At 60.7% G+C, this 26414-nt stretch carries 24 protein-coding genes; 11 read left to right on the forward strand and 13 right to left on the reverse strand.

Going from position 1 to position 26414, the window contains the following annotated elements; translation table 11 throughout:
- Nucleotides 1-34: 34 nt before the first annotated feature.
- The 5 genes from KRR23_RS08260 to KRR23_RS08280 all read left to right on the forward strand — a co-directional run bounded on the left by KRR23_RS08260 (nt 35) and on the right by KRR23_RS08280 (nt 6307).
- Nucleotides 35-1801, forward strand: a complete 1767-nt coding sequence (locus KRR23_RS08260; protein WP_216742083.1) for an ATP-binding protein — start codon at nt 35-37, stop codon at nt 1799-1801.
- Nucleotides 1795-3120 (forward strand): sigma-54 dependent transcriptional regulator, encoded by a 1326-nt coding sequence (locus KRR23_RS08265; protein WP_216742084.1) that lies wholly within the window; start codon nt 1795-1797, stop codon nt 3118-3120. The genes KRR23_RS08260 and KRR23_RS08265 overlap by 7 nt, the downstream gene beginning before the upstream one ends.
- 296 nt (nt 3121-3416) lie before the next feature.
- The gene (locus tag KRR23_RS08270; protein WP_216742085.1) at nt 3417-4736 is read left to right on the forward strand and encodes an MFS transporter; all 1320 of its coding nucleotides are present in this window, start codon (nt 3417-3419) and stop codon (nt 4734-4736) included.
- Between the two features lie 506 nt (nt 4737-5242).
- Entirely contained in the window at nt 5243-5530 is a 288-nt protein-coding gene (locus tag KRR23_RS08275; protein ID WP_216742086.1) for a hypothetical protein, read from the forward strand.
- A gap of 147 nt (nt 5531-5677) precedes the next feature.
- Nucleotides 5678-6307, forward strand: a complete 630-nt coding sequence (locus KRR23_RS08280) for a flavin reductase family protein (RefSeq protein ID WP_216742087.1) — start codon at nt 5678-5680, stop codon at nt 6305-6307.
- Between the two features lie 4 nt (nt 6308-6311).
- On the opposite strand, the gene KRR23_RS08285 is transcribed toward KRR23_RS08280, so the two are convergent.
- Together KRR23_RS08285 and KRR23_RS08290 are read right to left on the reverse strand one after the other, a co-directional pair.
- Nucleotides 6312-6575: a hypothetical protein gene (locus tag KRR23_RS08285; RefSeq protein WP_054593752.1), complete on the reverse strand. Its 264-nt coding sequence runs from the start codon at nt 6573-6575 to the stop codon at nt 6312-6314.
- Between the two features lie 9 nt (nt 6576-6584).
- Complete coding sequence (locus KRR23_RS08290) at nt 6585-6950, reverse strand: putative quinol monooxygenase (RefSeq protein ID WP_216742088.1); 366 nt, start codon at nt 6948-6950, stop codon at nt 6585-6587.
- A 337-nt stretch (nt 6951-7287) separates the two neighbouring features.
- On the opposite strand from KRR23_RS08290, the gene KRR23_RS08295 reads away from it, so the two are divergent.
- Nucleotides 7288-8217, forward strand: a complete 930-nt coding sequence (locus KRR23_RS08295) for an AraC family transcriptional regulator (RefSeq protein WP_216742089.1) — start codon at nt 7288-7290, stop codon at nt 8215-8217.
- 169 nt (nt 8218-8386) lie between these two features.
- Here the strand turns inward: KRR23_RS08295 and KRR23_RS08300 are convergent, their stop codons facing one another.
- From KRR23_RS08300 to KRR23_RS08325, 6 genes are all read right to left on the reverse strand, one after another.
- Entirely contained in the window at nt 8387-9442 is a 1056-nt protein-coding gene (locus KRR23_RS08300; RefSeq protein ID WP_216742090.1) for an ABC transporter ATP-binding protein, read from the reverse strand.
- A gap of 156 nt (nt 9443-9598) precedes the next feature.
- Nucleotides 9599-10447, reverse strand: coding sequence for an ABC transporter permease (locus KRR23_RS08305; RefSeq protein WP_216742091.1), 849 nt, complete (start codon nt 10445-10447; stop codon nt 9599-9601).
- Entirely contained in the window at nt 10444-11352 is a 909-nt protein-coding gene (locus KRR23_RS08310) for an ABC transporter permease (protein ID WP_216742092.1), read from the reverse strand. The genes KRR23_RS08305 and KRR23_RS08310 overlap by 4 nt, the downstream gene beginning before the upstream one ends.
- 218 nt (nt 11353-11570) lie before the next feature.
- Nucleotides 11571-12674, reverse strand: a complete 1104-nt coding sequence (locus KRR23_RS08315) for an extracellular solute-binding protein (protein WP_216742093.1) — start codon at nt 12672-12674, stop codon at nt 11571-11573.
- 217 nt (nt 12675-12891) lie between these two features.
- The gene (locus KRR23_RS08320; protein ID WP_216742094.1) at nt 12892-14340 is read right to left on the reverse strand and encodes an aldehyde dehydrogenase family protein; all 1449 of its coding nucleotides are present in this window, start codon (nt 14338-14340) and stop codon (nt 12892-12894) included.
- Nucleotides 14337-15974: a 5-guanidino-2-oxopentanoate decarboxylase gene (locus KRR23_RS08325; protein ID WP_216742095.1), complete on the reverse strand. Its 1638-nt coding sequence runs from the start codon at nt 15972-15974 to the stop codon at nt 14337-14339. The genes KRR23_RS08320 and KRR23_RS08325 overlap by 4 nt, the downstream gene beginning before the upstream one ends.
- A 159-nt stretch (nt 15975-16133) precedes the next feature.
- On the opposite strand from KRR23_RS08325, the gene KRR23_RS08330 reads away from it, so the two are divergent.
- Entirely contained in the window at nt 16134-17015 is an 882-nt protein-coding gene (locus tag KRR23_RS08330) for a LysR substrate-binding domain-containing protein (protein WP_216742096.1), read from the forward strand.
- A gap of 187 nt (nt 17016-17202) precedes the next feature.
- On the opposite strand, the gene KRR23_RS08335 is transcribed toward KRR23_RS08330, so the two are convergent.
- Together KRR23_RS08335 and KRR23_RS08340 are read right to left on the reverse strand one after the other, a co-directional pair.
- The gene (locus tag KRR23_RS08335) at nt 17203-17817 is read right to left on the reverse strand and encodes an NAD(P)-dependent oxidoreductase (protein WP_216742097.1); all 615 of its coding nucleotides are present in this window, start codon (nt 17815-17817) and stop codon (nt 17203-17205) included.
- 227 nt (nt 17818-18044) lie between these two features.
- Nucleotides 18045-18929 carry an MBL fold metallo-hydrolase gene (locus KRR23_RS08340; protein ID WP_216742098.1) on the reverse strand — a complete coding sequence of 295 codons (885 nt, stop codon included), beginning with the start codon at nt 18927-18929 and terminating at the stop codon, nt 18045-18047.
- 115 nt (nt 18930-19044) lie between these two features.
- Between KRR23_RS08340 and KRR23_RS08345 the strand changes: the two genes are divergently transcribed.
- The gene (locus KRR23_RS08345; RefSeq protein ID WP_216742099.1) at nt 19045-19950 is read left to right on the forward strand and encodes a LysR family transcriptional regulator; all 906 of its coding nucleotides are present in this window, start codon (nt 19045-19047) and stop codon (nt 19948-19950) included.
- A gap of 265 nt (nt 19951-20215) precedes the next feature.
- On the forward strand, nt 20216-20389 hold the full coding sequence (locus tag KRR23_RS08350; RefSeq protein ID WP_020723547.1) for a hypothetical protein: 174 nt from the start codon (nt 20216-20218) through the stop codon (nt 20387-20389).
- A gap of 9 nt (nt 20390-20398) precedes the next feature.
- On the opposite strand, the gene KRR23_RS08355 is transcribed toward KRR23_RS08350, so the two are convergent.
- Nucleotides 20399-21295: a helix-turn-helix domain-containing protein gene (locus KRR23_RS08355; RefSeq protein ID WP_216742100.1), complete on the reverse strand. Its 897-nt coding sequence runs from the start codon at nt 21293-21295 to the stop codon at nt 20399-20401.
- A gap of 177 nt (nt 21296-21472) precedes the next feature.
- Between KRR23_RS08355 and pobA the strand changes: the two genes are divergently transcribed.
- Nucleotides 21473-22666: a 4-hydroxybenzoate 3-monooxygenase gene (gene pobA / locus KRR23_RS08360; RefSeq protein ID WP_216742101.1), complete on the forward strand. Its 1194-nt coding sequence runs from the start codon at nt 21473-21475 to the stop codon at nt 22664-22666.
- Nucleotides 22667-22745: 79 nt separating this feature from the next.
- On the forward strand, nt 22746-24263 hold the full coding sequence (locus KRR23_RS08365) for an MDR family MFS transporter (RefSeq protein ID WP_216742102.1): 1518 nt from the start codon (nt 22746-22748) through the stop codon (nt 24261-24263).
- 155 nt (nt 24264-24418) lie between these two features.
- Here the strand turns inward: KRR23_RS08365 and KRR23_RS08370 are convergent, their stop codons facing one another.
- Entirely contained in the window at nt 24419-25267 is an 849-nt protein-coding gene (locus tag KRR23_RS08370) for an ATPase (protein WP_216742103.1), read from the reverse strand.
- Between the two features lie 100 nt (nt 25268-25367).
- Nucleotides 25368-26366, reverse strand: a complete 999-nt coding sequence (locus tag KRR23_RS08375) for an NAD(P)-dependent oxidoreductase (protein ID WP_216742104.1) — start codon at nt 26364-26366, stop codon at nt 25368-25370.
- Between the last annotated feature and the right edge of the window lie 48 nt (nt 26367-26414).

A 26414-nucleotide genomic window follows, 5' to 3' on the forward strand; every position in this document is an offset into this window, starting at 1 on the left:
GTGCCGATCCCGATGACTGCCCATTCCCGACCGCATGCCTCTGATCTCTCGCGCATCCAGGTTGACGCTCTACACCTTACTGATCCTCGCTGGTGCCGCCCTCGCCGCCACCCTGGCCATGCGCCACGCCGAACGCCAGGCCCAGGTGGACGATGCCGCCCGCGCCAATCAGCAACTGGCGTTGTACGCCAACTCCCTGCACACCTTGATCGAACGCTACCGCGCCCTCCCCGCCGTGCTGGCGCTGGACCCGGAACTACGCTCGGCACTTGATGGCCCTGTCACCCCGGAACAGCAAGACGCGCTGAACCGCAAACTGGAAAAGATCAACGGCGCGGCCCAGTCGTCCACCCTGGAACTGATGGATCACACGGGCCTGGCCGTGGCCGCCAGCAATTGGCGCTTGCCCAGCAGCTACGTCGGCCACAACTACGGCTTCCGCCCTTATTTCAGCCAGACCCGCAGCCAGGGCGCCGGGCGCTTTTACGCGGTGGGCGTGACCAGTGGAATTCCCGGGTATTTTCTGTCCAGTGCGGTGACGGGCGATAACGGCGAGTTTCTCGGCGCCATGGTGGTGAAACTCGAGTTTCCGGAGCTGGAACGCGAATGGCGTCAAGGCAGCGACACGCTGCTGGTCAGCGATGCACGGGGCATAGTGTTTATCGCCAATCAGCCGGGGTGGCGCTATCGGTTACTGGGCACGCTATCGGACACCGACCGCGCCGAGCTCAAAACCACCCGCCAATACGACAAACAGCCGCTGACCCCGCTTGACCATCAACCGATTCGGCACTTTGACCAGAACAGTTATCTGGCCCGCGTCGACGGCCCCGACGGCATGGCGGATTACCTGTGGGAATCGCTGCCCTTGAGCACCGAAGGCTGGACCTTGCACCTGCTGCGTCGCCCGCAGGTAGCCTTCGAAGATTTGCGAAACGCCGGGCTGGCCGCTGCCGGAGTGTGGCTGACGCTGGTGTTTTTGCTACTGTTTCTCAGCCAGCGTTGGCGTCTGGCCAGGTTGCGCCAGCGCAGCCGCGAAGAGCTTGAACGCCTGGTCGAAGAGCGCACCCGCGATCTGCGCACCGCTCAGGACGGTCTGGTGCAATCGGCCAAACTCGCGGCGCTGGGGCAAATGTCGGCGGCCCTGGCCCATGAAATCAACCAGCCACTCACCGCCCAGCGCACGCAGCTGGCAACCTTGCGCCTGCTGCTCGATCATGGCCGAGTCGACGACGCGTATAAAGCGCTGAGGCCGGTGGATGAGATGCTGACGCGCATGGCCGCCCTCACCGGTCATCTCAAGACGTTCGCGCGCAAAAGCCCCAGCGGTTTGCGCGAGCGTCTGGACCTGGCGGCGGTGGTCGATCAATCATTGCAGTTACTTGACGCTCGACTGCGCGATGAACAGATCGACCGGGTTTTGCACATGAGTCGCCCGGCCTGGGTTCGCGGCGATGCGATTCGCCTGGAACAGGTGCTGATCAATCTGCTGCGCAACGCCCTCGATGCGATGCGTGACAAACCACTCAAGCGTCTGGAAATCCGCCTTGAAGCCGATGAACAGCTATGGCGCCTGACCGTCGCCGACAGCGGCGGCGGTATTGCGCCGCAGGATCTGCCGAAGGTCTTCGATCCGTTCTTCACCACCAAACCGGTGGGTGATGGCCTGGGCCTCGGGCTGGCGGTATCGTTCGCCATCGTGCATGAACTCGGCGGTCGCCTGAGCGCCGACAATCACGGCGACGGCGCCGTCTTCACCCTCACCTTGCCCATCGATCTGGAGGCGCACATTCAATGGTGAACTCGGTGATCGTGGTCGACGATGAGAGCAGTATTCGTGATGCCGTCGAACAGTGGCTGAGCCTCTCGGGGTTCGAGGTCAAACTGTTCAGCCGCGCCGATGAATGCCTGGCGCAACTGCCGGCAAATTTTCCCGGGGTGATCCTCAGCGATGTGCGGATGCCCGGCATGACCGGCCTGGAACTGCTGGCCCGGCTGCAACAGCGGGACGCCGATTTGCCGGTGATCCTGCTGACCGGCCACGGCGATGTGCCGATGGCGGTTGAAGCCATGCGCGATGGCGCCTACGACTTCCTCGAAAAACCCTTCAGCCCGGAAACCTTGCTCAGCAGCCTGCGCCGGGCGCTCGACAAACGTCGACTGGTACTGGAAAACCGTGCCCTGCACGAACAGGCCGATAACCGCAGCAAACTCGACGCCAGCCTGCTCGGGGTTTCCCGTGGTTTGCAGACCCTGCGCCGTCAGGTGCTGGACCTCGCGGCGCTGCCGGTGAACGTGCTGATTCGCGGTGAAACCGGCAGCGGCAAAGAGCTGGTCGCCCGCTGCCTGCATGATTTTGGTCCGCGCGCCAACAAGCCATTCGTAGCGCTGAACTGTGCGGCGATCCCCGAGCAGCTGTTCGAAGCCGAGTTGTTCGGTCATGAAAGCGGCGCCTTCACCGGCGCTCAGGGCAAACGTATCGGCAAGCTGGAATACGCGGACGGCGGCACCTTGTTCCTCGATGAAATCGAAAGCATGCCACTGGCTCAGCAGGTCAAATTGCTGCGCGTGTTGCAGGAGCAAAAGCTTGAGCGACTGGGCTCCAACCAAAGCATTCACGTGGACCTGCGGATCATTGCCGCAACCAAACCCGACCTGCTCGATGAAGCCCGCGCCGGGCGTTTTCGCGAAGACCTGGCGTATCGGCTGAACGTCGCGGAGTTGCGCCTGCCGCCGTTGCGCGAACGACGTGAAGACATTCCGTTGTTGTTCGAACACTTCGCTCATGCCGCCGCGCAGCGGCTGGGACGCAGCTTTCCACCGCTCAGCGGCCCACAGCTGAGTCGGTTACTGAGCCACGACTGGCCCGGCAACGTACGCGAATTGGCGAACGTCGCCGAGCGCCAGGTACTGGGCCTGGGTGAACCGGAACCGGTCGGCATCGAGCCCGGCCAGTCCCTCGCCGCCCAGCAGGAAGCCTTCGAAGCCCACTGCCTGCGAGCCGCGCTGACCCGGCACAAGGGCGATATCAAAGCCGTGCTGGAAGAACTGCAACTGCCGCGCCGCACCTTCAATGAAAAGATGCAGCGGCATGGGCTGAGCCGAGAAACATTCCTCTGATTGATCGTTCAATCGTTCCCACGCTCTGCGTGGGAATGCCTCAAGGGACGCTCCGCGTCCCCGCCTGCAAGAGTGACGCAGAGCGTCACGGGCTGCATTCCCACGCAGAGCGTGGGAACGATCATGTGTAGGCGGATCTCCGCTTACCGCCCCCTGATCGATAAGCGGATTTCCGCTCACCCATTCCCGTTAACCCCTCTAAACCGCCCCTCTCCCCCTTGGCACAGCTCCTGCTATAGCCCTCGCAGGCTGCGTTTACGCGCGCTCCACAAAAACAATTAAATGAAGGATCCGTCATGGATAACTCGCAAACCCTGCCTCTTGGGTCGGCCGCTGTGCCTGCCAAAGAAAAGACCACGGCCAGCCGCATCAAGTCGATCTTCAGCGGCTCTGTCGGCAATATGGTCGAATGGTACGACTGGTATGTCTACGCCGCCTTCTCGCTGTACTTCGCCAAAGCCTTTTTCCCCAAAGGCGACACCACCGCCCAACTGCTGAACACCGCTGCGATTTTCGCCGTGGGCTTCCTGATGCGCCCGATCGGCGGCTGGTTGATGGGCCTGTATGCCGACCGCGCCGGGCGTAAAGCCGCGTTGATGGCTTCGGTGTATCTGATGTGCTTTGGCTCGCTGATCATCGCGTTGAGCCCGGGTTATGAAACCATCGGCGTCGGTGCACCGATCCTGTTGGTGTTCGCCCGCTTGCTACAGGGCCTGTCGGTCGGTGGCGAGTACGGCACCTCGGCGACTTACCTGAGCGAAATGGCAACCAAGGAACGTCGCGGCTTCTTCTCGAGCTTCCAGTACGTCACGCTGATCTCCGGCCAGCTCATCGCCCTGGGCGTGTTGATCGTGCTGCAACAAACCCTGACCACCGAACAACTGTACGACTGGGGCTGGCGCATTCCGTTTGGCATCGGCGCACTGTGTGCCGTAGTCGCGCTCTACCTGCGTCGCGGCATGGAAGAAACCGAGTCGTTCACCAAGAAAGAGAAGTCCAAAGAAAGCGCGATGCGCACCCTGCTGCGTCATCCCAAGGAACTGATGACCGTGGTCGGCCTGACCATGGGCGGCACCCTGGCCTTCTACACCTACACCACCTACATGCAGAAATACCTGGTGAACACGGTCGGCATGAGCATCTCCGACTCCACCACCATTTCGGCGGCCACGCTGTTCCTGTTCATGTGCTTGCAACCGATCATCGGCGGCTTGTCGGATAAAGTCGGGCGGCGGCCGATCCTGATTGCCTTCGGCATTCTCGGCACCCTGTTCACCGTGCCGATCCTCACCACCCTGCACACCATCCAGACCTGGTGGGGCGCGTTCTTCCTGATCATGGCGGCGCTGATCATCGTCAGCGGCTACACCTCGATCAACGCAGTGGTTAAAGCCGAACTGTTCCCGACTGAAATCCGCGCACTGGGCGTGGGCCTGCCGTATGCGCTGACGGTGTCGATCTTCGGTGGTACCGCCGAATACATTGCCCTGTGGTTCAAGAGCATCGGCATGGAAACCGGTTACTACTGGTATGTCACGGCCTGCATCGCGGTGTCGTTGCTGGTGTACGTGACCATGAAAGACACCCGCAAACACTCACGGATCGAGACTGACTGACCGGCAAAAATCCCACAAAGGTGCAAGGCCTTTGTGGGAGCAAGGCTTGCCTGCGATAGCGATCTGGCAGGCGGTTTATTTGTTGAATGTTAAACCGTCATCGCGGGCAAGCCTTGCTCCTACAACAGCAACGCAGTGCTCGCGAAGGCCGCGACTCGGTATCAAGACAACTCGGCAGCCCCACGACTCGCGTACTTGTTCTGCACGAACGAAGCGCCGGCCATCATCACCAGCAATACCCCCGCCAATACCAGCGACGAACTGATAACGATCCGTTAATGCCCTAACGGCACTCTTGCTCTGTCGCCGTTTGAATCCAAATCGACATCTGGTGCGTATACAGAATGCAGGCCTCGAAGCAGCGTCTGGAAATACTCTGCGACGACCTTAACATCGATAAAATCGATTGTTTTTAGCATTTATTTGCGCTTTTTAATCAATTTTACATGCGTAGTATGAGTTCCATACCCAACGCACAAAACGCAAACAAACCTGGAGCACACATCATGAAAACCCAACTGATCCTCGCTCTGACTCTCTCCGTACTGGCCGCCAACACCTTCGCCGCCGACGGTTACGACCGCACCGGTTCTGGCGCTTTCACCGCTGTACGTTCGGCTGCTGTCGCGGCTGATGGTTACGATCACACAGGCTCGGCGTCTTTCGCCGCTGATGGCTTCGATCGCACTGGCTCGGCCAAGGTCGCATCTGACGGCTTTGACCACACCGGCACCGCCGACGCTATCGCCGCCGATGGTTTTGATCGCACCGGTACTGCCGCCGCTATCGGCTAACACCTTGGGCAGACTTCACAGCCCGGCTTCGGCCGGGCTTAGTTGTTTCTGGCACAGCAAAAAAATCCGATGTACCGAGAGTGGCATTCACCGTCGATGACTTGCACTATGGCAACCTTCACTTTTACGTCTGCGCAAGAGCCCGCCATGTCTGATGATATTCACTACTACGAACCTGCCCTGGGCCATGGCCTGCCCCACGACCCGTTCAACGCCATCGTCGGCCCGCGACCTATCGGCTGGATTTCCTCGCAGGACGCCGAAGGTCGGCTGAACCTGGCGCCGTACAGTTTTTTCAACGCGTTCAACTACATTCCGCCGATCATCGGGTTCTCAAGCGTCGGCCGTAAAGACAGCCTGAACAACATCGAACAAACCGGCGAATTCGCCTGGAACCTGGCCACCCGTCCGCTGGCCGGGCAGATGAACCAGAGCTGCGCGACGGTCCCGGCCGATGTCAACGAATTCGAACTGGCCGGGCTGACGCCAGCGACCTCGAAAATCATTCAGGTGCCACGCGTCGCTGAAAGCCCGGTGTCCTTCGAGTGCAAGGTCACGCAGATCATTCAGTTGCAACGCGCAGACAAGGAAGTGGTGCCGAGCTGGCTGATCCTCGGCGAAGTGGTCGCCGTGCATATCGCCAAGTGGCTGCTCAAGGATGGGGTGTACGACACCGCCGCGGCAGAACCTATTCTGCGCGGCGGTGGGCCGGCGGATTACTTTCAGTTGGGGCCTGAGGCCTTGTTCAAGATGTTCCGCCCGGGGGCGACCCAGTAAATCGTTACCAGACCAGTTCGCCGTCTTCAGCGACGTCGGTCAACTGCTCAAGCTTCTGCTCGGCAGCCTGATCGGCTTCGAAGGCGGTCTTGAATTTCTGTTCATCGAGGATTTTGTGAAAACGCGGGGCGCCTGAACCACCCAGGGCTTTGACGGCGATGGCGGCGCTGTAGCCTCCCTCACCCGGTACTACGGCGGAAACAGCTTCGAACTGTGCAAACTCTTTACGTGCCATGTCGCGGATCCTGGCCAATGGAAAGTCGGCCATTCTAAACCGTCAGCTGGCCAACTGCTGTAGTGAGGCGCTGTTCAACTGCGGATATTCGCCGTGGGCCTGAGCCGCCGAGACTTCGCTGAAGGTGTGAAAATCCAGGCTGTTGACCACCAACTCTTGCACCAGCTCGGCAAAGATCTGCATGGCCGGGGTGCGGAAATAGGCGGTCATGGCCTGCTGGTCGACCCAAAAACCGGACACCAGCCACAGTTCCGGATCGCACAACGAATGTTGCAAGGCAAAGTGCAGGCAACCGCTGGCCTGACGCGACGGTTCGATCAGGCTGCTCAAACGCGCGCCCAATTCCATCGAGCGGCCCGCGCGGGCACGGACAAAAGCCATATGGCTGACAGGGATCTGCGTGGACATGTTTGACTCTCCCTAGGCGTAAGCGATCAGCAGCCTTGAGAGAGGCTGCGACAGGAACAGAGATTAATCGACGGGCTCAAGGCCCGTTAGTCGATTCCTGCCGGCTTGTTGCACAATCCTGCACCCGCAGCTGACTGCCGCCAAACCAGCGCCAGGTCAGCTGCGCAAATGTGACAAAGGGGTTTCAAGCAAGTTTTCCCACGCTCTGTTCACGTTCTCTATGCTGAATCCGACCACACAGCAGGATCAGGCAAGTTTTGCGCAGGATTCGCCTACCACCTGGGCTTGCACAAATTTAAGCTGTGCTCATCCCATCTCCTTGCCGAGGATGTTTTGCATGTCGTCTCTGGATTCCACTCACGCCCCGCTGGACGCCAACATGGAAAAACAGCGTGTGGAGCTCTCGGCAATCATTCGTCGTAATACCTGCGAGGACGGCAGCTACGCGACCGCCATCGGTTCGTTGTTTTTGTCGCGTCACAGCCAGTCCCACGACTTTGCCCCGGTGCTCGCGCAGCCGGCGCTGTGCATCATGGCCCAGGGGCGCAAGGAGGTCCGGCTGGCCGACGAAGTCTTCAACTACGACCCGCTTAACTATCTGGTGGTCTCGGTCTCGATGCCGCTCAGCGGGCGGGTGGTCGATGTCTCGCCCGAGGAACCGATCCTGGCCTTGCGCCTGGATATCGACCCGGCGGAAATTACCGCATTGATTGCCGACGCCGGGCCCATCGGCGTGCCCACCCGCCCGGCCGGACGTGGCCTGTATGTCGAACAACTGGATCAGCCGATGCTCGATGCCGTGCTGCGTCTGGCGCGCTTGCTCGACACCCCGAAGGACATCGCGATGCTCGCGCCGCTGATTCGTCGGGAAATTCTCTATCGATTGTTGCGCAGCCCACAGGGCCATCGGCTGTATGAGATTGCCGTCGCCAACAGCCAGAGCCATCGCATCGGCCAGGCGATCAAATGGCTCAACGGCAACTACGAGCAGCCGTTGCGCATTGATGAGTTGGCCAAGGAAGTGAACCTGAGCGTGTCGACCCTGCACCATCGCTTCAAGGCGATGACGGCGATGAGTCCACTGCAGTATCAGAAGCAACTACGCCTGCAAGAAGCTCGGCGCTTGATGCTCGCCGAGGGCATCGATGCCTCGGCGGCGGGCTACCGCGTGGGCTATGAAAGCCCCTCGCAGTTCAGCCGCGAATACAGCCGACTGTTTGGCGCGCCGCCGTTGCGGGATTTGGCGCGACTACGAATGACGGTTTGAAGCGGTTGCAGAATGCTTATTGTGGCGAGGGAGCTTGCTCCCGCTCGGCTGCGAAGCAGTCGTAACCCAGCAAACGAGTTTTGCCTGACACAACCCGATTGCTGATGTTGGGCCCGCTGCGCAGGCCAGCGGGAGCAAGCTCCCTCGCCACAGTGATCGGCGTCGTAACTTAGGCGCCGAGTACGCGGCAAGCCTCGGACGGAATGGTCACCGACACCGGGTTGCCGATGCTCAAGCCGATGCCCTGGCACGGCGTGCTCAAGGCTGTCAGCGTCACGCCGGAACACTCGACCGTGGTTTCGATGGTCGCGCCGATATCGCGCACGAACGTCACCTTGCCCAGCAGTCGATTACCGGCGGTTGCCTGTGGGTGCGACAGCTGGAGGTCTTCCGGACGCACCAGCATCTTGACCTTTTCGCCCACCACGATGCTGCTGCAAATCGGTACCTGAAGCGCATCGCCACCGGGCAAACCGACTTTGCCGTCACCCAACGCCGTGGCCGGAAAAATGTTACCCGAACCGATAAAGTCGGCGACGAACTCGTTGGCCGGATGCCGGTAGATCTCGATCGGCGTGCCGACCTGCTGCACCCGATTCTGTCCCAGCACTACCACGATATCGGCCATAGTCATGGCTTCTCGCTGGTCGTGGGTCACCATGATGGTGGTGATGTTGAGGCGTTGCTGAAGCTGGCGAATCTCCACTTGCATCGATTCGCGCAGCTTGGCATCGAGGGCCGACAGCGGTTCGTCGAGCAGGAGGATTTTCGGGTGCGAGGCAATCGCCCGGGCAATCGCCACGCGCTGACGTTGTCCACCCGAGAGCTTCGCAACCGGGCGATCAATCATTTCTTGCAGCTGAATCAGTTCCAGCAACTCCACCACCCTCGCCTGCTGATCGGCCTTGCTCACGCCACGCAGTTTCAGCGGATAGGCGATGTTCTCGCCAACCGTCATGTGCGGGAACAGCGCCAGCGACTGAAACACCATGCCGAAGTTACGCAGGTGCGCCGGTGTGTTGCCAATGTCTTCACCGTCCAGACGAATCTCGCCGTCGGAAAGGGTTTCCAGGCCGGCAATCATCCGCAGCAAGGTAGTTTTGCCACAGCCTGAAGGGCCGAGAAAACACACCAGTTTGCCCTCAGGCAGATGCAGATTGACGTCCTTGACCGCACACGCTGTGCCGTAACGCTTCTCGACGTTTTCCAGAATCAGACCAGTCATATTAATTACCTCAAAATTTGGTTCTGTCTGGAGGTCGCCGAGCGACGATCAGGCAAGGCAAAAGGCGGCGAAGAAGCGGAGTTGACTTTAGTCAATGAGCATTCTGAGCTGACTTTTAACGCAGCATGATCGAGCGCAGGCACCTCCAGGCAGAAGCTAGAACGAGACGCCACCTTCGCCGACTAGCTTCTCCAACGCCCAAATGAGAACGAAGTCGATCAGCACGATCAGCACGGCAAACGAGAATACGGTTGGGTCCAGCGACGACACCGTGCGGCTGAACATCCAGATAGGCACCGTCATGACATCGATGGTGTAGAGGAAGTACGTCACGGTGAATTCGTTGAACGAGACGATGAACGCCAGCAGCATCCCGGCGAGGATCCCCGACTTCATCAACGGCACGACCACATCGACAATCGCCCGCATCGGCGAAGCGCCGAGCATTTGTGCGGCCTCTTCGACTTCGCTGCCGATGGACAGCATCGCCGCCGTGCAGTTTTTCACCACAAACGGCAAGGCCAGGATGACGTGGGCAATCACCAGCCGCGACACGGTCATCTGGAACGGCAGGCTGTCGAACACCAGCAACAACGCCAGGCCCAGTACCACCATCGGAAACACCAATGGCAGTGACATCAACTGCAGTGCCACGGCTTTGCCACGAAACTCCAGACGGGTCAGCGCATAAGCCGCCGGCACCGCAACGAGGGTGGCGAAGATCATGGCCATGAACGACACCATCAAACTGGTGGTCATGGCTTTGCCCAGGCTCAGCACATCGCTGGCGTCCGGGGACGCGAAGGTGTGCCAGGCGGCCTTGTACCATTGCAGGCTGTAACTGCTGGGTGGGAAGTCGAGGTTCGAAGAACCACTGAACGACATGACAATCATGGTCAGGATCGGCAACACCGCCAGAAACAGGATGACGCCTGAAAGGATCCCGGCAAATTTACCGGTATCGCCTGGCAACAGCGACAGGCGCTTCTTGCTCAACGTGCTCATTGCGAAGCCTCCAGCATGCGCCGACGACGGCCAGTGATGTATTCGGACAAGGTCATGATGGCCAGCGTGGTGACGATCAGCACCACACCCGCAGCGGAAGCGGCTGGCCAGTTCATCAATGGAGCGATCTGGTCATGCACCATCACCGCGAGCATCGGCACGCGCCGACCACCGAGCAGCAAGGGCACCACAAAGCTGCTGGCGTTATAGGCAAAAACCAGGGTCGCGCCGGTGATGATTCCCGGCATGCTCATCGGCAGCACCACCTGGAAAAACACCTTCAGACGGCTCGCGCCGAGGGTCGCGGCGGCTTCTTCGTAGGTCCGCGCGACACCGCGCATGGCGCTGGCAATCGGCAACACGGCCAACGGGAAAGCGGTTTGGACCAGGCCCATCAATACGCCGTTCTGGTTGTACAGCAGCATGATCGGACGCTTGATCAAACCGAGGCCCATCAACGCCTGATTGAGCATCCCGCCTGGGCCGAGGATCACCAGCCAGCCGTAGCTTTGCAGCAACAGGTTGACCAGCAACGGCAACAGCACGGCGGCCAGAAACACTCGACGCAGCAACGGTGAGGTCAGGCGCGACATGGTGTACGCCACCGGGATCGCCAGCAGTACGGCAATCACCGCGCTGATCAATGCCAGGCGCAAGGTCAGCAGCAGGGATTTGAGGTAATAGGGTTCCAGCAGCTGGGCATAACTGGCCAGGCTGAATCCGCTCCATTCCGCGCCTTTGGTGCCCACGCTCATGCGCAACACCAGCAGGCTGGCAGCAATCAGCACACCGAGAAACAGCATCGATGGCGAAAGAAATAACCAGGCGCGCGTCGTCGGCGAAACGCCGAAGCTCGGGCGTACGGCAACGGCGCCGACCGGGTGGGTCAGAGGTTGGTGTTCCATAGCAATGGTCTCGTCAATGGAAGGCAAAAAAACTGGAGCCGCACGAGAAACCGTGGCGAGGGAGCTTGCTCCCGCTGGGCCGCGAAGCGACCCCAAAACCTGCCAACCGGTGTTTATCCGACACACCGCATCTATCGGTTTACGACTGCTGCGCCCGAGCGCAGACCGGCCGGCGGGAGCAAGCTCCCTCGCCACAATGGATCTCCAGGCGGCAGACGTCAGGAAGAGAAGATTTCCGTGTAACGACGAATCCATTGGTCATGCACAGTCGCCAGGAAGGCGTTGTCGTGCATGATCGCCTTCTCGGCAATCTGCTCCGGCGTCAGGATGTACGGGCTCTTGCGCGCTTCGGCAGAGATGATCGCCTTGGCGTTGACCGGGCCGTTGTAGATGTCTTCGGCCATCTTGCCCTGCACCAGTGGGTCGAGCGAGTGGTTGATGAAGGCGTAGGCCAGGTCGGTATCGCCGGGACGGTTTTTCGGCATGACCGACTGCATCAGGTCGGTGTAGAAACCTTCCTTCATGCCAAAGGTTGCACTCAGACCGTAGGCCGGGTCGCGAATCTGTTTCGGGAAGAACGCTGGAGCGTACAGCCCACCCATGTCCAGGGAGCCGGTGCGGAACAGCTCGGCAATCTGGTTCGGGTTTTCACCCAGAGTCACCACGCGGCTCTTGAGCTCGGCAAGTTTCTTGAAGCCGGGTTCGATGTTGTGTTCGTCACCACCGGCCAGTTTGGCGGCGATGATGATCAGGTCCATGGCCTCGGTCCAGTTCGGCGGCGGCAGGAAAATGTTCGGCGCCAGGTCCGCGTCCCACAGGGCAGCGTAGCTGTCCGGGGCTTCTTTCTGAGTGCGGCTGCTGTAGACGAGGCTGTTGCACCAGAGCAGGTAACCGATGCCGTGACCGTTGGCCCCGGTGCGGTATTTCTCAGGCACGTCGACCAGGTTGGGAATGCGGTTCAGGTCCGGCTTTTCCAGCAGCCCGGCAGCGGCCAGGCCTTCAGCGCCGACGCCAGCCAGGGTGATGACGTCGTATTGCGGGCGATCACCACCGGCCTTCAGTTTGGCGACCATTTCCGAGGTACTGCCGGTACGGTCCGCGATAACCTTGGCGCCGGTCTTGGCTTCAAAAGTTGCAGCGATGTTGCGCAGCGCTGCAAGCCCGGTGTCATCGGACCAGGTCAACAGCCGCAGGGTCTTGCCCTGAAAGCGCGTATCGCTGGCGTTGGCACGGATGAACGGCATGCTCATGGCGGCCGCGGCAACCGATGCAACGCCTACGGTCTTGATGAATTGTCTTCTGTTCAGATCATGATCGCCCATGAAGGACTCCCTTTATTGTTGTAGGTATGAGTTAGGAGCATCCCTTGCGCCCGCGCTCTTCGATCCGCTGCAAGCCCCCGTGTTACAAGGGCTGTAGCGAGGTCTGCGGGTTCATCCTGAGGTCACGCAAAACGCGCAACAATCGAAAAAAAATCATTGGTGCCATGTCCCAGGCGCATGCCTCGTCACGAGGCATGCGTGGGCCGTTTTCGTGCCGTCAGACGGCCCGAATCACGTGCTTTATTTCTTGGAACGCCTGCAAGCCCCACGGCCCCAACTCGCGGCCGATGCTGCTCTGCTTGTAGCCGCCCCAGGCCGTCTGCGGGAAGATCACCTGCGGCGCGTTGATCCACACCAGCCCGGCCTGCAAGGCGTTGGCGACCCGTTCGGCGGTCAGCGGATCACGGCTGACCACGCTGGCCACCAGACCGAACTGGCTGTCGTTGGCCAGCTCGATCGCCTCTTGCTCCGTGGCAAAACTGCGGACACAGAGCACCGGGCCAAAAATCTCTTCACACCACAACGCACTGTCGAGGGGCACTTCGGTGAAAATGGTCGGCCGCAAAAAATAGCCGTGCGGCAGATCGGCAGGCCGGTCACCGCCACAGACCAGCCGCGCGCCCACGCTCAAGCCGCGATCAATGTGGCCCAGCACGCGCTGGTATTGCGCCTGATTGACCAACGCGCCCATTTCAACCTCGGGGTCAAACGGGTCGGCCACGCGAATCGCCTCGGCCCGCGCCGTCAGACGCAGCAGGAATTCGTCCGCCAGTTCATCGGCGACCAACACCCGGCTGGTGGCCGAACACATCTGCCCGGCGTTGAAGAAACCACCGCCACTGGCCAACTCCACGGCCAGCTCGAGATCAGCATCCGCCAACACCAGCAGCGAGGATTTACCGCCGAGTTCCAGGCTCACGCCTTTGACGGTTTCCGCCGCACGCTGCATGACCTGAACGCCGACCGCGTTGCTGCCGGTGAAGGAGATTTTCGCCACCCGCGGATCAGCCGACAGCGGCGCACCGACCGCCAGCCCCGTACCGCAGACCAGGTTGAACACACCCTTGGGCAAGCCGCTCTCGGCGATGATCGCTGCCAGTTCCAGCTCCGGCAGCGGCGTGACTTCCGAAGGCTTGAGCACCACGCAGCAGCCCGCGGCCAAGGCTGGCGCGAGCTTCCAGGCGGTGGTGACCATCGGGAAGTTCCACGGCACGATCAACCCGACCACACCGCACGCTTCGCGGCGCACGCGGGCGGCGAAGTCTTCGCTCGGCAGTTCCACAACGCGGTCCTGGCCGGCGTCCAGCGCTTCGGCGAGACCTGCGTAATACTCGAACGTGGCGATCACGTCGTCGACGTCGATGCCCGCTTCGAACTGTGGTTTGCCGTTGTTGCTCGACTGCAAATGCATCAAGCGCTCGCGGCGTGCCTGCACACCGTTGGCGATCTTGCGCAGCACCGCACCACGTTCAGCACCGGTGGTTTTCGACCACTGCACAAACGCCGCGCTGGCCGCTGTGACCGCGTGGTCAACCGCGCGCTGATCGCCACCCTTGACGGTGGTCAACAGCGCTTCGGTCGCCGGATTGATGACCCGCAAGTGCTCGTCGCCGGCCGACCATTGGCCGTCGATGTACAGCCCTTCCTGGATGATTGGAAAGCTCATGCCGACACCGCCTTCATCCACTGGGTCTGATCGATTTCGATCAGGGTCGGGCCCTGGCGATCGGTGGCCGCACGCAGTGCCGCACGCAGTTCTTCTACGCCGCTGACGGCATGTGCCGCACAGCCCAGGCCTTTGGCCACGGCGATGAAATCCGGGGTATAGATGTCGACGCCAACCGGTTCGATGTCGCGGTTGACCATGTATTTCTTGATCTCTTCGTAGCCCTGGTTATTCCACAGCAGGACGATGACCGGGGTGCGCGCTTCCACCGCGCTGGCCAGTTCCGGCAAGGTGAATTGCAGGCCGCCATCGCCGATCAGGCACACCACCGGTGGGCGACTGTTGCGTTCCTGACCACCGCCGAGCCACGCGCCAATGGCCGCCGGCAAGGCATAACCGAGGGTGCCGTAACCGGTCGACGAGTTGAACCAGCGACGCGGGCGCTCCGGATTGAATGTCAGGTTGCCGGTGTACACCGGTTGGGTCGAGTCGCCGACGAATACCGCTTCCGGCAACTCATCCTGCACGGTGTGCAGAAACAGCGTCTGCGCACGGGTTGGCGCGTCCCAGATGGTTTCAAGCTCGGCACGTAAGCTGGCAGCGCGAGCCTGGCCCCAATCGCTGCAACGCTCAGCCAGCGAATGTTTGGCCAGGCCATCGAGCAAGGCCTGCGCCGCGCTTTGGGCATCGGAGACCAGCGCCACTTTCGGTGGGTAGTTGCGCACGGTCTGGTCTGGGTCGATGTCGACCCGCAGCAAAGTGCCCGGAATTTCAAAGCCGCCGGCAAAGGTCACGTCGTAGTCGGTCTCGGCCAGTTCAGTACCGATTGCCAGCACCACGTCGGCGTCAGCCACCAGGGCGCGGGTGGCCACCAGCGTTTGGGTCGAACCGATCAGCAACGGGTGCGCCGACGGCAGCATGCCTTTGGCGTTGATGGTCAACGCTACCGGTGCATCGAGTAATTCTGCGAGCCGGGTCAGCTCGGCCGCTGCATCAATCGAACCGCCACCGGCGAGGATCAACGGCCGTTTGGCATTGGCCAGCAATTCGCTCATCCGGGCCACGGCCGACGGCGCTGCACCGGCGCGGGTGATGCTCACCGGTTGGCTGGCGAGCAAGGCATCGGCATCTTCGACCAGCACGTCGAGCGGAATTTCGATGTGCACCGGACGCGGGCGACCGGCCTGGAACAAGGCGAAAGCACGGGCCAACACACCCGGCAATTCAGCAGCGGACATCAGCGTATGGGAGAACGCCGCAACGCCGGCCACCAGTGCGCCCTGGTTCGGCAGCTCATGCAGCTTGCCGCGCCCGCCACCCAACTGACTGCGCGATTGCACGCTGGAGATCACCAGCATCGGGATCGAATCGGCGTAGGCCTGGCCCATCGCCGTGGTGATGTTGGTCATGCCGGGGCCGGTGATGATGAAGCACACACCCGGTTTGCCGCTGGTGCGTGCATAACCGTCGGCCATGAAGCCGGCACCCTGCTCGTGACGCGGAGTAACGTGGTTGATGCTCGAACGGGCCAGCCCGCGATACAGCTCAACGGTATGCACGCCGGGAATGCCGAACACCTGCTCGACCCCGTAACCCTCGAGTAACTTGACCAATACTTCGCCGCACGTCGCCATATCTTTGCCCTTCTTGTTCGTTGAGACGCTGGCCCCGCGCGGCAATTGAAGGCGCGCAGCGGTGCTCAGGTATGGCGTTATTGGAACGGTCAGCGGGTAGCCGCAACAATCGATAAAAAGTCATACTCGCCATGTCCTCACCTCATGCCTTGGCGTCCCATGAAACGACTTCCCCCCCTTCCCGCGCTGCACACGTTCCTGATCACGGCCCAGTGCTGTAATTTCACCCGGGCGGCCGAGCAGTTGCACATCACCCAGGGCGCGGTGAGCCGGCAGATCGCCGGGCTGGAAGAACATTTGGGCTACACGCTGTTTCACCGTCAGGCACGCGGTTTGAGCCTGACGGCCGAGGGGCTCGAGTGGCTGCCACGGATTCAGCAGGTGTTCGGCTTGATCGATGAGGCGGTGGAACAGGTGGGCGCACACCGCGAAACCTTGCAGCTCAAGGCCCCGACCTGTGTCATGCGCTGGCTGCTGCCGCGTTTGCTGCAATGGCAAAAGGAACGTCCGGACGTGCCGGTGGAACTGACCACCACGGTGCAACATGGCGTGGATTTTCATCGCGAGCAGTTTGACGCTGCGGTCATGTATGGCACACCGCCGGACAGTTCACTGGCGTCACTGCACCTGTTTGACGAGCAACTGACCCCGGTCTGCTCCCAGCCTCTGCTCGACGGCCCGGTGCCGCTGCACAGTCCGTCAGACCTGAGTCAACACTTGCTGCTGCACCCAACGCGCGATCAGCGGGACTGGAAGGCCTGGTTGAAAGCGGCGGACGTCAACCTCAGCACACTCGGCAAGGGTCAGCATTTCGAAACCCTGGACCTGGCGATGTCCGTAGCGTCTCAAGGAACGGGGGTGGCGATTGGGGATTGGTCGTTGATCGGCGATGACCTGAGTGCCGGACGGCTGGTCATGCCTTTTGATTTGAAGGTGAAAACGGGGCTGGGGTATTACCTGGTGTTCCCGCAGAAACCGGGACCGTCGTCGCAGTTGCGTGAACTGATGGAATGGCTGGTGGTGCAGGCGCAGGCGCGCTGAGCATCCGGATCGGGACAATCACTCACTGTGGCGAGGGGGCTTGCCCCCGCTGGGGCGCGAAGCGGCCCTAAAATCGGTGATCGCATTGCATCAGGAAGAATGCATCTGCCGGTTTTACGACTGCTGCGCAGCCGAACGGGGGCAAGCCCCCTCGCCACACAAGCCCCCCCTCGCCACAGTGTGTGGATCAGTAGCCCACAGTAAACCGCTGACGGCTATGCGCTGGCTTCTCGACTTCATCAATCATCGCAATCGCGTAGTCGGCGAAGGTGATCCAGCTCTTGCCTTCGGCGCTCACCAGCAGATGGTCCTTGCCCACACGGAAGGTGCCGGTACGCTCGCCTTCGACGAACAGCGCCGACGGTGAAAGGAAGGTCCAGTCCAGATCCTTTTCCTGACGCAGGGTGTCGAGGTAGACACCACCGGCAGTCGCCTCGGCCTTGTACTCTTCAGGGAAGTTCGGGGATTCGATGACTTTGCTGCCATCCGGCACCAACAGCGAACCGGCACCACCGACCACCAGCAGACGTTTCACGCCGGCCTTTTTGACCGGCTCGATAATCGCGCTGGCCGGGATTGTCGAAAAGTGTGCCGCGCTGATCACCGCATCAGCACCTGCAACCGCCGCTTGCAACGCTGCGCTGTCGGCAACGTCAACATTTTTGCTGACAACGCCGGCACGCGGGCTGATTTTCGAGGTGTCGCGGGCGATGGCGGTGACGCTGTGACCGCGACGCAGGGCTTCTTCCAGCAGTTGGCTACCGGCACGACCGGTGGCGCCAATGATTGCGATCTTGCTCATGAACAATGCTCCAGTTGATTAGGTGTGACCTGTGGCAAGGGGCTTTTGTGGCGAGGGGGCTTGTCGGAACGCCGCACCGCACCGTTCGGCTGCGAAGCAGTCGTAAAACCTGCGAACTCGTTCTACCTGACAAATTTCGTTCACAAGTTTCGGGCTCGCTTCGCAAGCCGACGGGGGCAAGCCCCCTCGCCACAAAAGCCCCTTGCTACAGTCGTTACTTCAGCGACTTACCACTTCATCTCGCCTTTGGCGACTTTGGCGCTCAGCTCAAGCGAGCTTTCTTCGCCGAGGTTCGGGTAACGCTTTTTCATCGCGGCGATCAGCTCGGCCGAATCTTTGGCCTTGGCAGTCTCAGCGTCGAACGCCTTGATGTAGTCGGCGGTGAAGTGCACAGCGGCCAGCGAACGCGCGCTGTCACCCAGGTAATGACCCGGAACGATGGTGTTCGGTTTCAGGCTGTCGATGGTCTTCAGGGTAGTCAACCAATCGGCATGGGACTGCGCGCTTTGAGTATCGGCCATCCACACGTGGATGTTTTCCGCGACGACCACACCACCGACCACGGCTTTGATCGACGGGATCCAGACAAAGCTCCGGTCCGGTTGCTTGCCGTCCAGGCCAATGATGTCGAGCTGCTTGCCTTCCAGGGTCAGGCTATGGCCCTTGAGCACACCCGGCACGATGGTTTTTGCCGGTGCATCGGCACCCAGTTTCGGTCCCCAGAACGCTACTTTGCCTTCAACGGTGGCCTTGATGTGATCAACCGTCGGTTGCGAGGCGAGCACTTTGGCTTTCGGGAACGCGGCGGTGAGGGTGTCCAGGCCGAAGTAGTAATCCGGGTCACCATGGCTGATGTAGATGGTGGTCAGTTGCTTGCCGCTGGCGCGGATTTTTTCCACCACCTGCTCGGCCTGGGATTTGCCGAATTGCGCGTCCACCAGAATCGCTTCTTTCTCGCCGCTGACCAATACCGAGGTCACCGGGAAGATCGCAGCGGCGCCTGGGTTGTAGACGTCCAGGGTCAGTGCCGGAGTGGCGGCTGCCGCATGAGCGGCAAAGCCCAGGGTGGCGGTGGCGAGTAAAAGACGCTTGAGAGAAGTGAAGCCGATCATGGTGCTGCTCCGTTGTGCATAAGCCGTGTTTGGCGATGGGACAGAGCTTAGTTGCCTGACTCGCTACAAAAAATGCGATGCTTGAACATAGTTTGTTTCTGAAAGCGGGCAAATCATGGATCGTCTTCAAGCAATGCGGGTGTTCGTCACCGTCGTCGACCTCGGCAGCCAGTCAGCCGCGGCCGATCATCTGGACCTGTCGCGCCCGGTGGTATCGCGCTATCTGGCCGAACTGGAGGACTGGGTCGGGGCGCGCTTGATGCACCGCACCACGCGCAAACTCAGCCTGACCGCCGCCGGCACCGAGATCCTGCCGCGCTGTCGGCAGATGCTCGACTTGTCGAACGACATGCAAGCCGCCGTCAGTGAACCGGACGATGCGCCACGCGGCTTGCTGCGGATCAGCGTCAGTACCTCGTTCGGCCAGGCGCAATTGGCCGACGCCATGGCCGTGTACGTCAAACGCTTTCCTGGCGTCAGTATCGACCTGCAAATGCTCGACCGCACGGTGAACCTGGTGGACGAGCGCATTGACCTCGCAATCCGCACCAGCAACGACCTGGACCCGAACCTGATTGCCCGGCGGCTGACCGTCTGCCGTTCGGTGATCTGCGCCTCCCCCGCCTACCTGCGCGAGCACCCGACGCCGCAACGGGTAGAGGATTTGAGCCAGCACAATTGCCTGACCCACTCCTACTTCGGCAAAAGCCTCTGGCATTTCGAACAGGACGGCGAGCAGGTTTCGGTGCCGGTACAAGGCAACATCAGCGCCAACGAAGCCAGCACGCTGTTACGCGCAGCAATGGCCGGTGCCGGCGTGGCGATGCTGCCCAGCTACCAGGCCGGCGTGCATATCCACAGCGGCGAACTGGTGCGCCTGCTGCCTCACGCCGAACCACGGCAGATGAACATGTACGCGGTGTACGCCTCACGCAAACACATGCCCGCAGCGCTGCGCAGCATGCTGGATTTTCTGGTGTCGAGATTTCCCGAAGAACCGGCGTGGGATGTGGGGTTGTAAATACGCTGTGGCGAGGGAGCTTGCTCCCGCGGGTCGGTCCGCGCTCGGGCGAAGCGACCCTAAAATCAACCACCGCGAGTATTCAGTTGGACCGCGATTGCCGGATTACGACCGCTTCGCGGCCGAGCGGGAGCAAGCTCCCTCGCCACAATGGTTTCACCCAATCAGTGGTGTGGGCGGGGTTTATGGCAACTCACCACCGCTGACCTATGCTGATATCAGTACCCCTTTAAAAATAAGGGGTATGGGTTCAGAGGTCAGCGCCATGAACGTCAAAACCAGAAGGTATCTCGCGATCTTTATCACCTGCACCGCCGCGCTGGCGTTGTATGGCACCGCCGCCTACCGCGTTGAACAGGCCCGGCAGCTGCCGCGCGAGTACGCCAGCTGCAACTTCGAACGGTGCATTCCACACACCGCGACCCTGAACCTCAAGTAACGAGGGCCCTTAGCCCTCGTTGTCCTGATCAGCTTTCAAGCGATCCCGAAACGCTTTCGGTGAGATCCCTACACGGCGTCGAAACAGCCGTGTGAAATTGGTCGGGTCGGAGAAACCCAACACATCCGACATCTCGTAAATGGTCATGCTGGTGTAGGTCAGCAATCGCTTGGCCTCCAGCAACTGACGCTCGTGCATGATCTGCAATGCCGGTTGCCCCGCCAGCTCACGGCAGGTGCCGTTGAGGTGGGACACGGAAATCCCCAGTCGGTGTGCCAGATCCTCGACCTTCACGTGCTGGCGATAATTCTCTTCCACCAGTTGAATAAACCCGTTGAGGTATTCGCGTGCACGCTGTGGTCGCTGACTAGCGGCGCGGCGCTGGATCACCTGGCGGCTGACCCACACCATGATCACGCTGACCAGCGAATGCATGAGCATTTCGCGTGCAGGCTGGTGCCCGACGTATTCATTCTGCAAGGCTGTAAACAGGCTGTTGAGGTAGTCCGCATCGCTTCCTGCCGCGTAACTCTCGGCCACTGCCAGGGCATTCACCGAACTGCCCAGTTGCGCTTGAAGATGAGCCACCAGCGGCGCCGCCAGTGTCACCACAAATCCCTCTACATCTTCGGAAAATCGAAAACCATGTACCGACAGCGGTGGCAGGATCTGGATCGCGGCTTCGCTCAGTTGCGTGCGCTGCCCCTCGATCTCCAGCTCCGCCTGACCTTTGTACACAAACAGTAACTGACATAAATCGGCATGCCGATGGGGTTTGATTTCCCATTGATGTTCACGGCTACGTTTGGAAATGGTTTCGCAATGCAACAAGTCAGGGGTCGGCCAGTCCAGGCTCTCGCCATAGAGTTTGAATACAGGAATCGAAGGAAGGGCAGGCTTGTTCATCACTTCAGTCCAGGCCTCAGCGTAACGGGCGGTAATCGCCCCGATTGGCGAAATGTACAGGTTTCAGCGCAGTTTTCACCTTCAATTGACCGACTCACAAGCGAAAAATGCAAGCACTCGATTCATAAAAACCATTCACCGACTTTGTCCGCGTGAAGCTTGAGAGCCCTAACAATAATGAAAACCCTCAAAACCCAAGTCGCGATTATCGGTGCCGGCCCCTCTGGCCTGCTGCTCGGCCAGTTGTTGCACAACGCCGGCATCGCCACGGTCATTGTCGAACGCCAGACACCCGACTATGTACTGGGGCGAATCCGCGCCGGGGTCCTGGAACAGGGCATGGTCGAGCTGTTGCGCCAGGCCGGCGTCAGCCAGCGCATGGACGCTGAAGGTCTGGTGCATGGCGGCTTCCAGCTGGCCCTCGATGGCCGCCAGGTGCACATCGACCTGCACGCGTTGACCGGCGGCAAAACCGTGATGATCTACGGCCAGACCGAAGTCACCCGCGACCTCATGGCTGCCCGCCAGTCGGCGGGGGCATCGACCCTCTACGAAGCCGGCAACGTGATGCCTCACGGGATGAAATCCGCCGAGCCGTTCCTGACCTTTGAAAAGGACGGTGAAACCTGGCGCCTGGACTGCGACTACATTGCCGGTTGCGACGGTTTCCATGGTGTCGCACGGCAATCGATTCCCGCCGACACGCTGAAAATATTCGAACGGGTCTACCCATTCGGTTGGCTCGGTATACTCGCCGACACCCCGCCGGTCCACGATGAACTGGTGTACGCCCGACATGCTCGCGGCTTCGCGTTGTGCAGCATGCGTTCGACCACACGTACCCGCTATTACGTGCAGGTGCCCGCTGACGAGAAGGTCGAAGACTGGTCCGATCAGCGCTTTTGGGAAGAGCTGAAATCGCGCCTGCCGCAGGCACTTGCCGACACGCTGGTCACCGGACCGTCGATTGAAAAAAGCATCGCGCCGCTGCGCAGTTTTGTGGTCGAGCCCATGCAGTACGGACGGATGTTCCTGGTCGGCGACGCGGCACATATCGTCCCGCCCACCGGCGCCAAAGGCCTGAACCTGGCCGCCAGCGATGTCAGCACCTTGTTCAACATTCTGCTCAAGGTCTACCGCGACGGTCGCACCGAATTGCTGGAGAAGTACTCGGAAATCTGCCTGCGGAGAGTCTGGAAGGCCGAACGGTTTTCCTGGTGGATGACCTCGATGCTGCACACCTTCGAAGACAGCGATGCCTTCAGCCAGCGCATCAGCGAGTCGGAACTCGAGTATTTCGTCGACTCCGAAGCCGGTCGAAAAACCATTGCAGAAAATTACGTCGGACTTCCGTACGAGGCTATCGAATAGCCTCCTACCGACTTACACTGGCGAGCATCCCCGCTCGCCTTGCCTCTTGCGGGTTAATCACTGCCCGCAGGTTTGCCCCGTGACCAATCTGAACCAGCCTGACTCCACCAAACCGGCCATCCGCAGCGTGTTGGTCTCCCTGATGCTGACGATCTTTCTCGGGGCGCTGGATCAAACCATCGTCGCCGTCTCGATGCCGGCCATTTCCGCCCAGTTCAAGGATTTCAGCCTGTTGGCCTGGGTCATCGCAGGCTACATGGTGGCGATGACCGTGGCGGTGCCGATCTACGGCAAGCTCGGCGACCTTTACGGCCGTCGGCGACTGATGCTGTTCGGCATGGGGTTGTTCACCCTGGCCTCGGTGTTTTGCGGCATGGCCCAGAGCATGGAGCAGCTGGTCCTCGCCCGGATCATTCAGGGCATCGGCGCCGGCGGAATGATTTCGGTCAGCCAGGCGATCATCGGCGACATCGTGCCGCCCCGCGAACGCGGGCGTTATCAGGGTTACTTCAGCAGCATGTACGCAGTAGCCAGCGTGGCCGGACCGGTGCTCGGCGGTTACATGACCGAGTACCTGTCGTGGCGCTGGGTGTTTCTGATCAACCTGCCGCTGGGCCTCGGCGCCTGGCTGGTGGCCAACCGCACGCTGGTGGGTTTGCCGGTGCCACAGCGCAAGCCGGTCATCGATTATTTGGGCACGCTGCTGATGATCATCGGCCTGACCGCGTTGCTGCTGGGTATCACTCAGGTTGGCCAAGGGCATTCGTGGCGCAGCAGCGAAGTGCTCGGGTTGCTGGCGTGTGCGCTGCTGACCCTGACGCTGTTCGTCTGGCATGAGCGGCGGGCGCGCGAGCCGTTGCTGCCGATGCACCTGTTCGCCAACCGCAATGCGCTCCTCTGCTGGTGCACGATTTTCTTCACCAGTTTCCAGGCGATTTCGCTGATTGTGCTGATGCCGCTGCGCTTCCAGAGCGTCACCGGGGCCGGGGCCGACAGTGCGGCGCTGCACCTGTTGCCGCTGGCGATGGGGTTGCCGATGGGCGCCTACTTCGCCGGTCGCCGAACCTCGGTGACCGGTCGTTACAAACCGATGATCCTGACAGGCGCCCTGCTCACCCCGATCGCGATTCTCGGCATGGCGTTCAGCCCGCCGCAAGCGATGCTCATCAGCAGCTTCTTCATGATGCTCAGCGGCATCGCCGCCGGCATGCAGTTCCCGACCTCATTGGTCGGCACGCAAAACTCGGTGGCACAACGCGACATCGGCGTCGCCACCAGCACCACCAACCTGTTTCGCTCACTCGGTGGCGCGGTCGGCGTGGCATTGATGTCGGCCTTGTTGCTGGCGCTGTTGCAGGATTCGAGTTTCGCCCATTTGACCGGCTCGTCGCTGATCGCCGAAGGCAGTTCCGGAAACGTTTTGCTCGATGGCCTGAACGCCGCACCGGGCGAGACTCAAAACGCCTTGCGCGCCGAGCTGCTGCTGACCTTCCGGCATTTGCTGATGGTCAGCGCGGCGGTGTCGTTGCTGGGCCTGGCGGCAGCGATTGCGATGCCGAACAAGGTGTTGCGCGGGCGGGAAGACAAGGTTCGGTAGAAAGACCGAGTCGCCTGTATCGCGGGCAAGCCTTGCTCCTACAAGAGCAGTGCAATACCTGTAGGAGCAAGGCTTGCCCGCGATGACATCATCACAAACACCACATCATCAAGAGCTGTAATACCCAACAGCCACAGGTATTCAACGCCTATACATCAAGGGCGAGCGTTGAGCTGCTGTTGCAGGTTCTGAATCTGGCTCTGCAAGGTGGTGATGTTACGCGTGACCTGGCCACGGAAGGCGTCGAACTCGGCGACATTGGCGTTGCTGCCTTGAGCGGCGGCCGGGCGGCTGTCCTGCTGGCTTTTGATCACCACCAATTCTTGCTCCAGGCGCTCGATCGCCGCGCTCGGGTTGCCTTGTTTCTTCAAGGCGGCGATTTCGGCACCGAGGCTTTTCAGCTGGGCATCGAACTTGCTGGTGTCGCTCGGGGTATTTTTCAGGGTCGCCACGTCAGCGCCCAGGGCTTTCAGGTCGGTTTGCAACTGAGCGTTGACGGCATGTTGCTCGACGCTTTGCGCAGCGATCTGTGCCAGCCGCTTGTCCAGGTCCGACGCCTGGCCGACTACGCCTTGCTGCTGTTGGTTCTGCTCCACCAGCCTGGTTTCAAGTTGCTTGATTTTCAGTTTCAGCGCTTCGCTGTCACTGGTGACGTTCGACTGACTGGCGACCACTTTGCCGGAAATATCCTGCAAGCGCCCGGCGGCTTCCTCGCTGATGCGGGCAAAACTTTCCTGGGTCGCGACCAGTTGCTGCTCCATCAGCGAGATCTGCTGAAAGCTCCACCAGGCAAGGCCGGCAAAAGCGAACAGCAACGCCCCGACCAAGGCCCACAGTGGGCCGGTACTCGGGACTTTTACTTTGCCCCTGCTCGCGCTTCGCGCATGTACGCTGGTGTGTTCACGGGCAGCGGCGGCGGTTGGAAAATCGTCGGCATCGTGAGGGTCGGCACGCAGGCTCGGTACATCGTCGAAGTCGTCGTTGGCATCGTTACGCATGGACATGAGGCAACCTTTCTGAACCACAGTGATGGCTAAATGCGACGAGTATAAACCCTGAGCTCGCCGCATTGATCGACCGTGATCAGTTGGCTCGGTTCAGAGTTTATTTTGCGCCCGGGTCTTGAGCCTTCCACCAGCCGCAAAACTCATCGAGCGCCGTCCACAGACTGACCTTGGGATCGTAGTCCAGATAATGCCTGGCGCGGCTGATATCGAGGGTGAAGTTTTTGTTCATCACTTGCATGCCCAAACGTGACAGGGTCGGTTCCGGACGCCCCGGCCACAGTGCGCAAAAGCCCTCGTTCAGCGCCGCAATGCTGTAGGCCAAACCATAGGAGCGATGGCGAGTCACCTGCGGGACGTCCATCTGGCGCATTACATAATTGACCACATCCCACAGCGGCACCGGTGCACCGTTGCTGATGTTGTAGACCTTGCCAAGCGCCGATCCCGTCGCCAGCAAACAGCTGAGCATGGCTTCGTTGAGGTTCTGCATGCTGGTGAAATCGACCTTGTTCAGGCCGTTGCCGATGATTGCCAAACGCCCTTTGCGCTGCATGTTCAGCAGGCGCGGGAAGATGCTCATGTCACCGGCACCGGTGACAAAACGCGGACGCAGGGCCAGCACTTCAAGACCAAATTCCTGGGCGCCGAAGACTTTTTGCTCGGCCAGGTATTTGGTCGCTGCATAGGGATGCTTGAAGCGCTTGGGCACTTGCTCTTCGGTCAGCCCCAGGTGGTCGCGGCCATCGAAGTAGATCGAGGGTGACGACAAGTGCACCAGCCGCCGGACGTTTTGCTTCAGGCAGGCTTCGACGACGTTTTCGGTGACCAGAACGTTGCCCTGATGGAAGTCCTGATAACGCCCCCAAAGCCCCACCGCACCCGCGCAATGCACCACGGCTTCGACGTCTGCGCACAGCTCGCGAACCAGTTCCGGGTCACTCAAATCGCCCTGAACGAACTCCGCACCCCGCCGTACCAGATGTTCGACGCCTTCGGCCCGGCGGCCGTTGACCCGCACGTCCAGGCCCTGCTCCAGGGCGAAACGCGCAAAGCGCCCGCCAATGAAGCCGCTTGCGCCGGTGACCAGAATTTTCATGACTTGCTCCGATGTGTTTCGTTTTTCATGCGTGTCGCATTACAGATT

The sequence above is a fragment of the Pseudomonas sp. CVAP#3 genome (assembly GCF_018986375.1).
In the GTDB taxonomy this organism is placed as follows: domain Bacteria; phylum Pseudomonadota; class Gammaproteobacteria; order Pseudomonadales; family Pseudomonadaceae; genus Aquipseudomonas; species Aquipseudomonas helvetica.

What these genes read in the sequence shown, in the direction of transcription:
- KRR23_RS08330 (WP_216742096.1), top strand. Translation starts at nt 16,134, where the DNA reads ATGAAACGACTTCCCCCCCTTCCCGCGCTGCACACGTTCCTGATCACG.
- KRR23_RS08270 (WP_216742085.1), top strand. Translation starts at nt 3,417, where the DNA reads ATGGATAACTCGCAAACCCTGCCTCTTGGGTCGGCCGCTGTGCCTGCC.
- pobA (WP_216742101.1), top strand. Translation starts at nt 21,473, where the DNA reads ATGAAAACCCTCAAAACCCAAGTCGCGATTATCGGTGCCGGCCCCTCT.
- KRR23_RS08310 (WP_216742092.1), bottom strand. Translation starts at nt 11,352, where the DNA reads ATGGAACACCAACCTCTGACCCACCCGGTCGGCGCCGTTGCCGTACGC.
- KRR23_RS08355 (WP_216742100.1), bottom strand. Translation starts at nt 21,295, where the DNA reads ATGAACAAGCCTGCCCTTCCTTCGATTCCTGTATTCAAACTCTATGGC.
- KRR23_RS08315 (WP_216742093.1), bottom strand. Translation starts at nt 12,674, where the DNA reads ATGGGCGATCATGATCTGAACAGAAGACAATTCATCAAGACCGTAGGC.
- KRR23_RS08285 (WP_054593752.1), bottom strand. Translation starts at nt 6,575, where the DNA reads ATGGCCGACTTTCCATTGGCCAGGATCCGCGACATGGCACGTAAAGAG.
- KRR23_RS08350 (WP_020723547.1), top strand. Translation starts at nt 20,216, where the DNA reads ATGAACGTCAAAACCAGAAGGTATCTCGCGATCTTTATCACCTGCACC.
- KRR23_RS08370 (WP_216742103.1), bottom strand. Translation starts at nt 25,267, where the DNA reads ATGTCCATGCGTAACGATGCCAACGACGACTTCGACGATGTACCGAGC.
- KRR23_RS08290 (WP_216742088.1), bottom strand. Translation starts at nt 6,950, where the DNA reads ATGTCCACGCAGATCCCTGTCAGCCATATGGCTTTTGTCCGTGCCCGC.
- KRR23_RS08375 (WP_216742104.1), bottom strand. Translation starts at nt 26,366, where the DNA reads ATGAAAATTCTGGTCACCGGCGCAAGCGGCTTCATTGGCGGGCGCTTT.
- KRR23_RS08325 (WP_216742095.1), bottom strand. Translation starts at nt 15,974, where the DNA reads ATGGCGACGTGCGGCGAAGTATTGGTCAAGTTACTCGAGGGTTACGGG.
- KRR23_RS08280 (WP_216742087.1), top strand. Translation starts at nt 5,678, where the DNA reads ATGTCTGATGATATTCACTACTACGAACCTGCCCTGGGCCATGGCCTG.
- KRR23_RS08340 (WP_216742098.1), bottom strand. Translation starts at nt 18,929, where the DNA reads ATGATCGGCTTCACTTCTCTCAAGCGTCTTTTACTCGCCACCGCCACC.
- KRR23_RS08275 (WP_216742086.1), top strand. Translation starts at nt 5,243, where the DNA reads ATGAAAACCCAACTGATCCTCGCTCTGACTCTCTCCGTACTGGCCGCC.
- KRR23_RS08300 (WP_216742090.1), bottom strand. Translation starts at nt 9,442, where the DNA reads ATGACTGGTCTGATTCTGGAAAACGTCGAGAAGCGTTACGGCACAGCG.
- KRR23_RS08345 (WP_216742099.1), top strand. Translation starts at nt 19,045, where the DNA reads ATGGATCGTCTTCAAGCAATGCGGGTGTTCGTCACCGTCGTCGACCTC.
- KRR23_RS08260 (WP_216742083.1), top strand. Translation starts at nt 35, where the DNA reads ATGCCTCTGATCTCTCGCGCATCCAGGTTGACGCTCTACACCTTACTG.
- KRR23_RS08320 (WP_216742094.1), bottom strand. Translation starts at nt 14,340, where the DNA reads ATGAGCTTTCCAATCATCCAGGAAGGGCTGTACATCGACGGCCAATGG.
- KRR23_RS08335 (WP_216742097.1), bottom strand. Translation starts at nt 17,817, where the DNA reads ATGAGCAAGATCGCAATCATTGGCGCCACCGGTCGTGCCGGTAGCCAA.
- KRR23_RS08265 (WP_216742084.1), top strand. Translation starts at nt 1,795, where the DNA reads ATGGTGAACTCGGTGATCGTGGTCGACGATGAGAGCAGTATTCGTGAT.
- KRR23_RS08295 (WP_216742089.1), top strand. Translation starts at nt 7,288, where the DNA reads ATGTCGTCTCTGGATTCCACTCACGCCCCGCTGGACGCCAACATGGAA.
- KRR23_RS08305 (WP_216742091.1), bottom strand. Translation starts at nt 10,447, where the DNA reads ATGAGCACGTTGAGCAAGAAGCGCCTGTCGCTGTTGCCAGGCGATACC.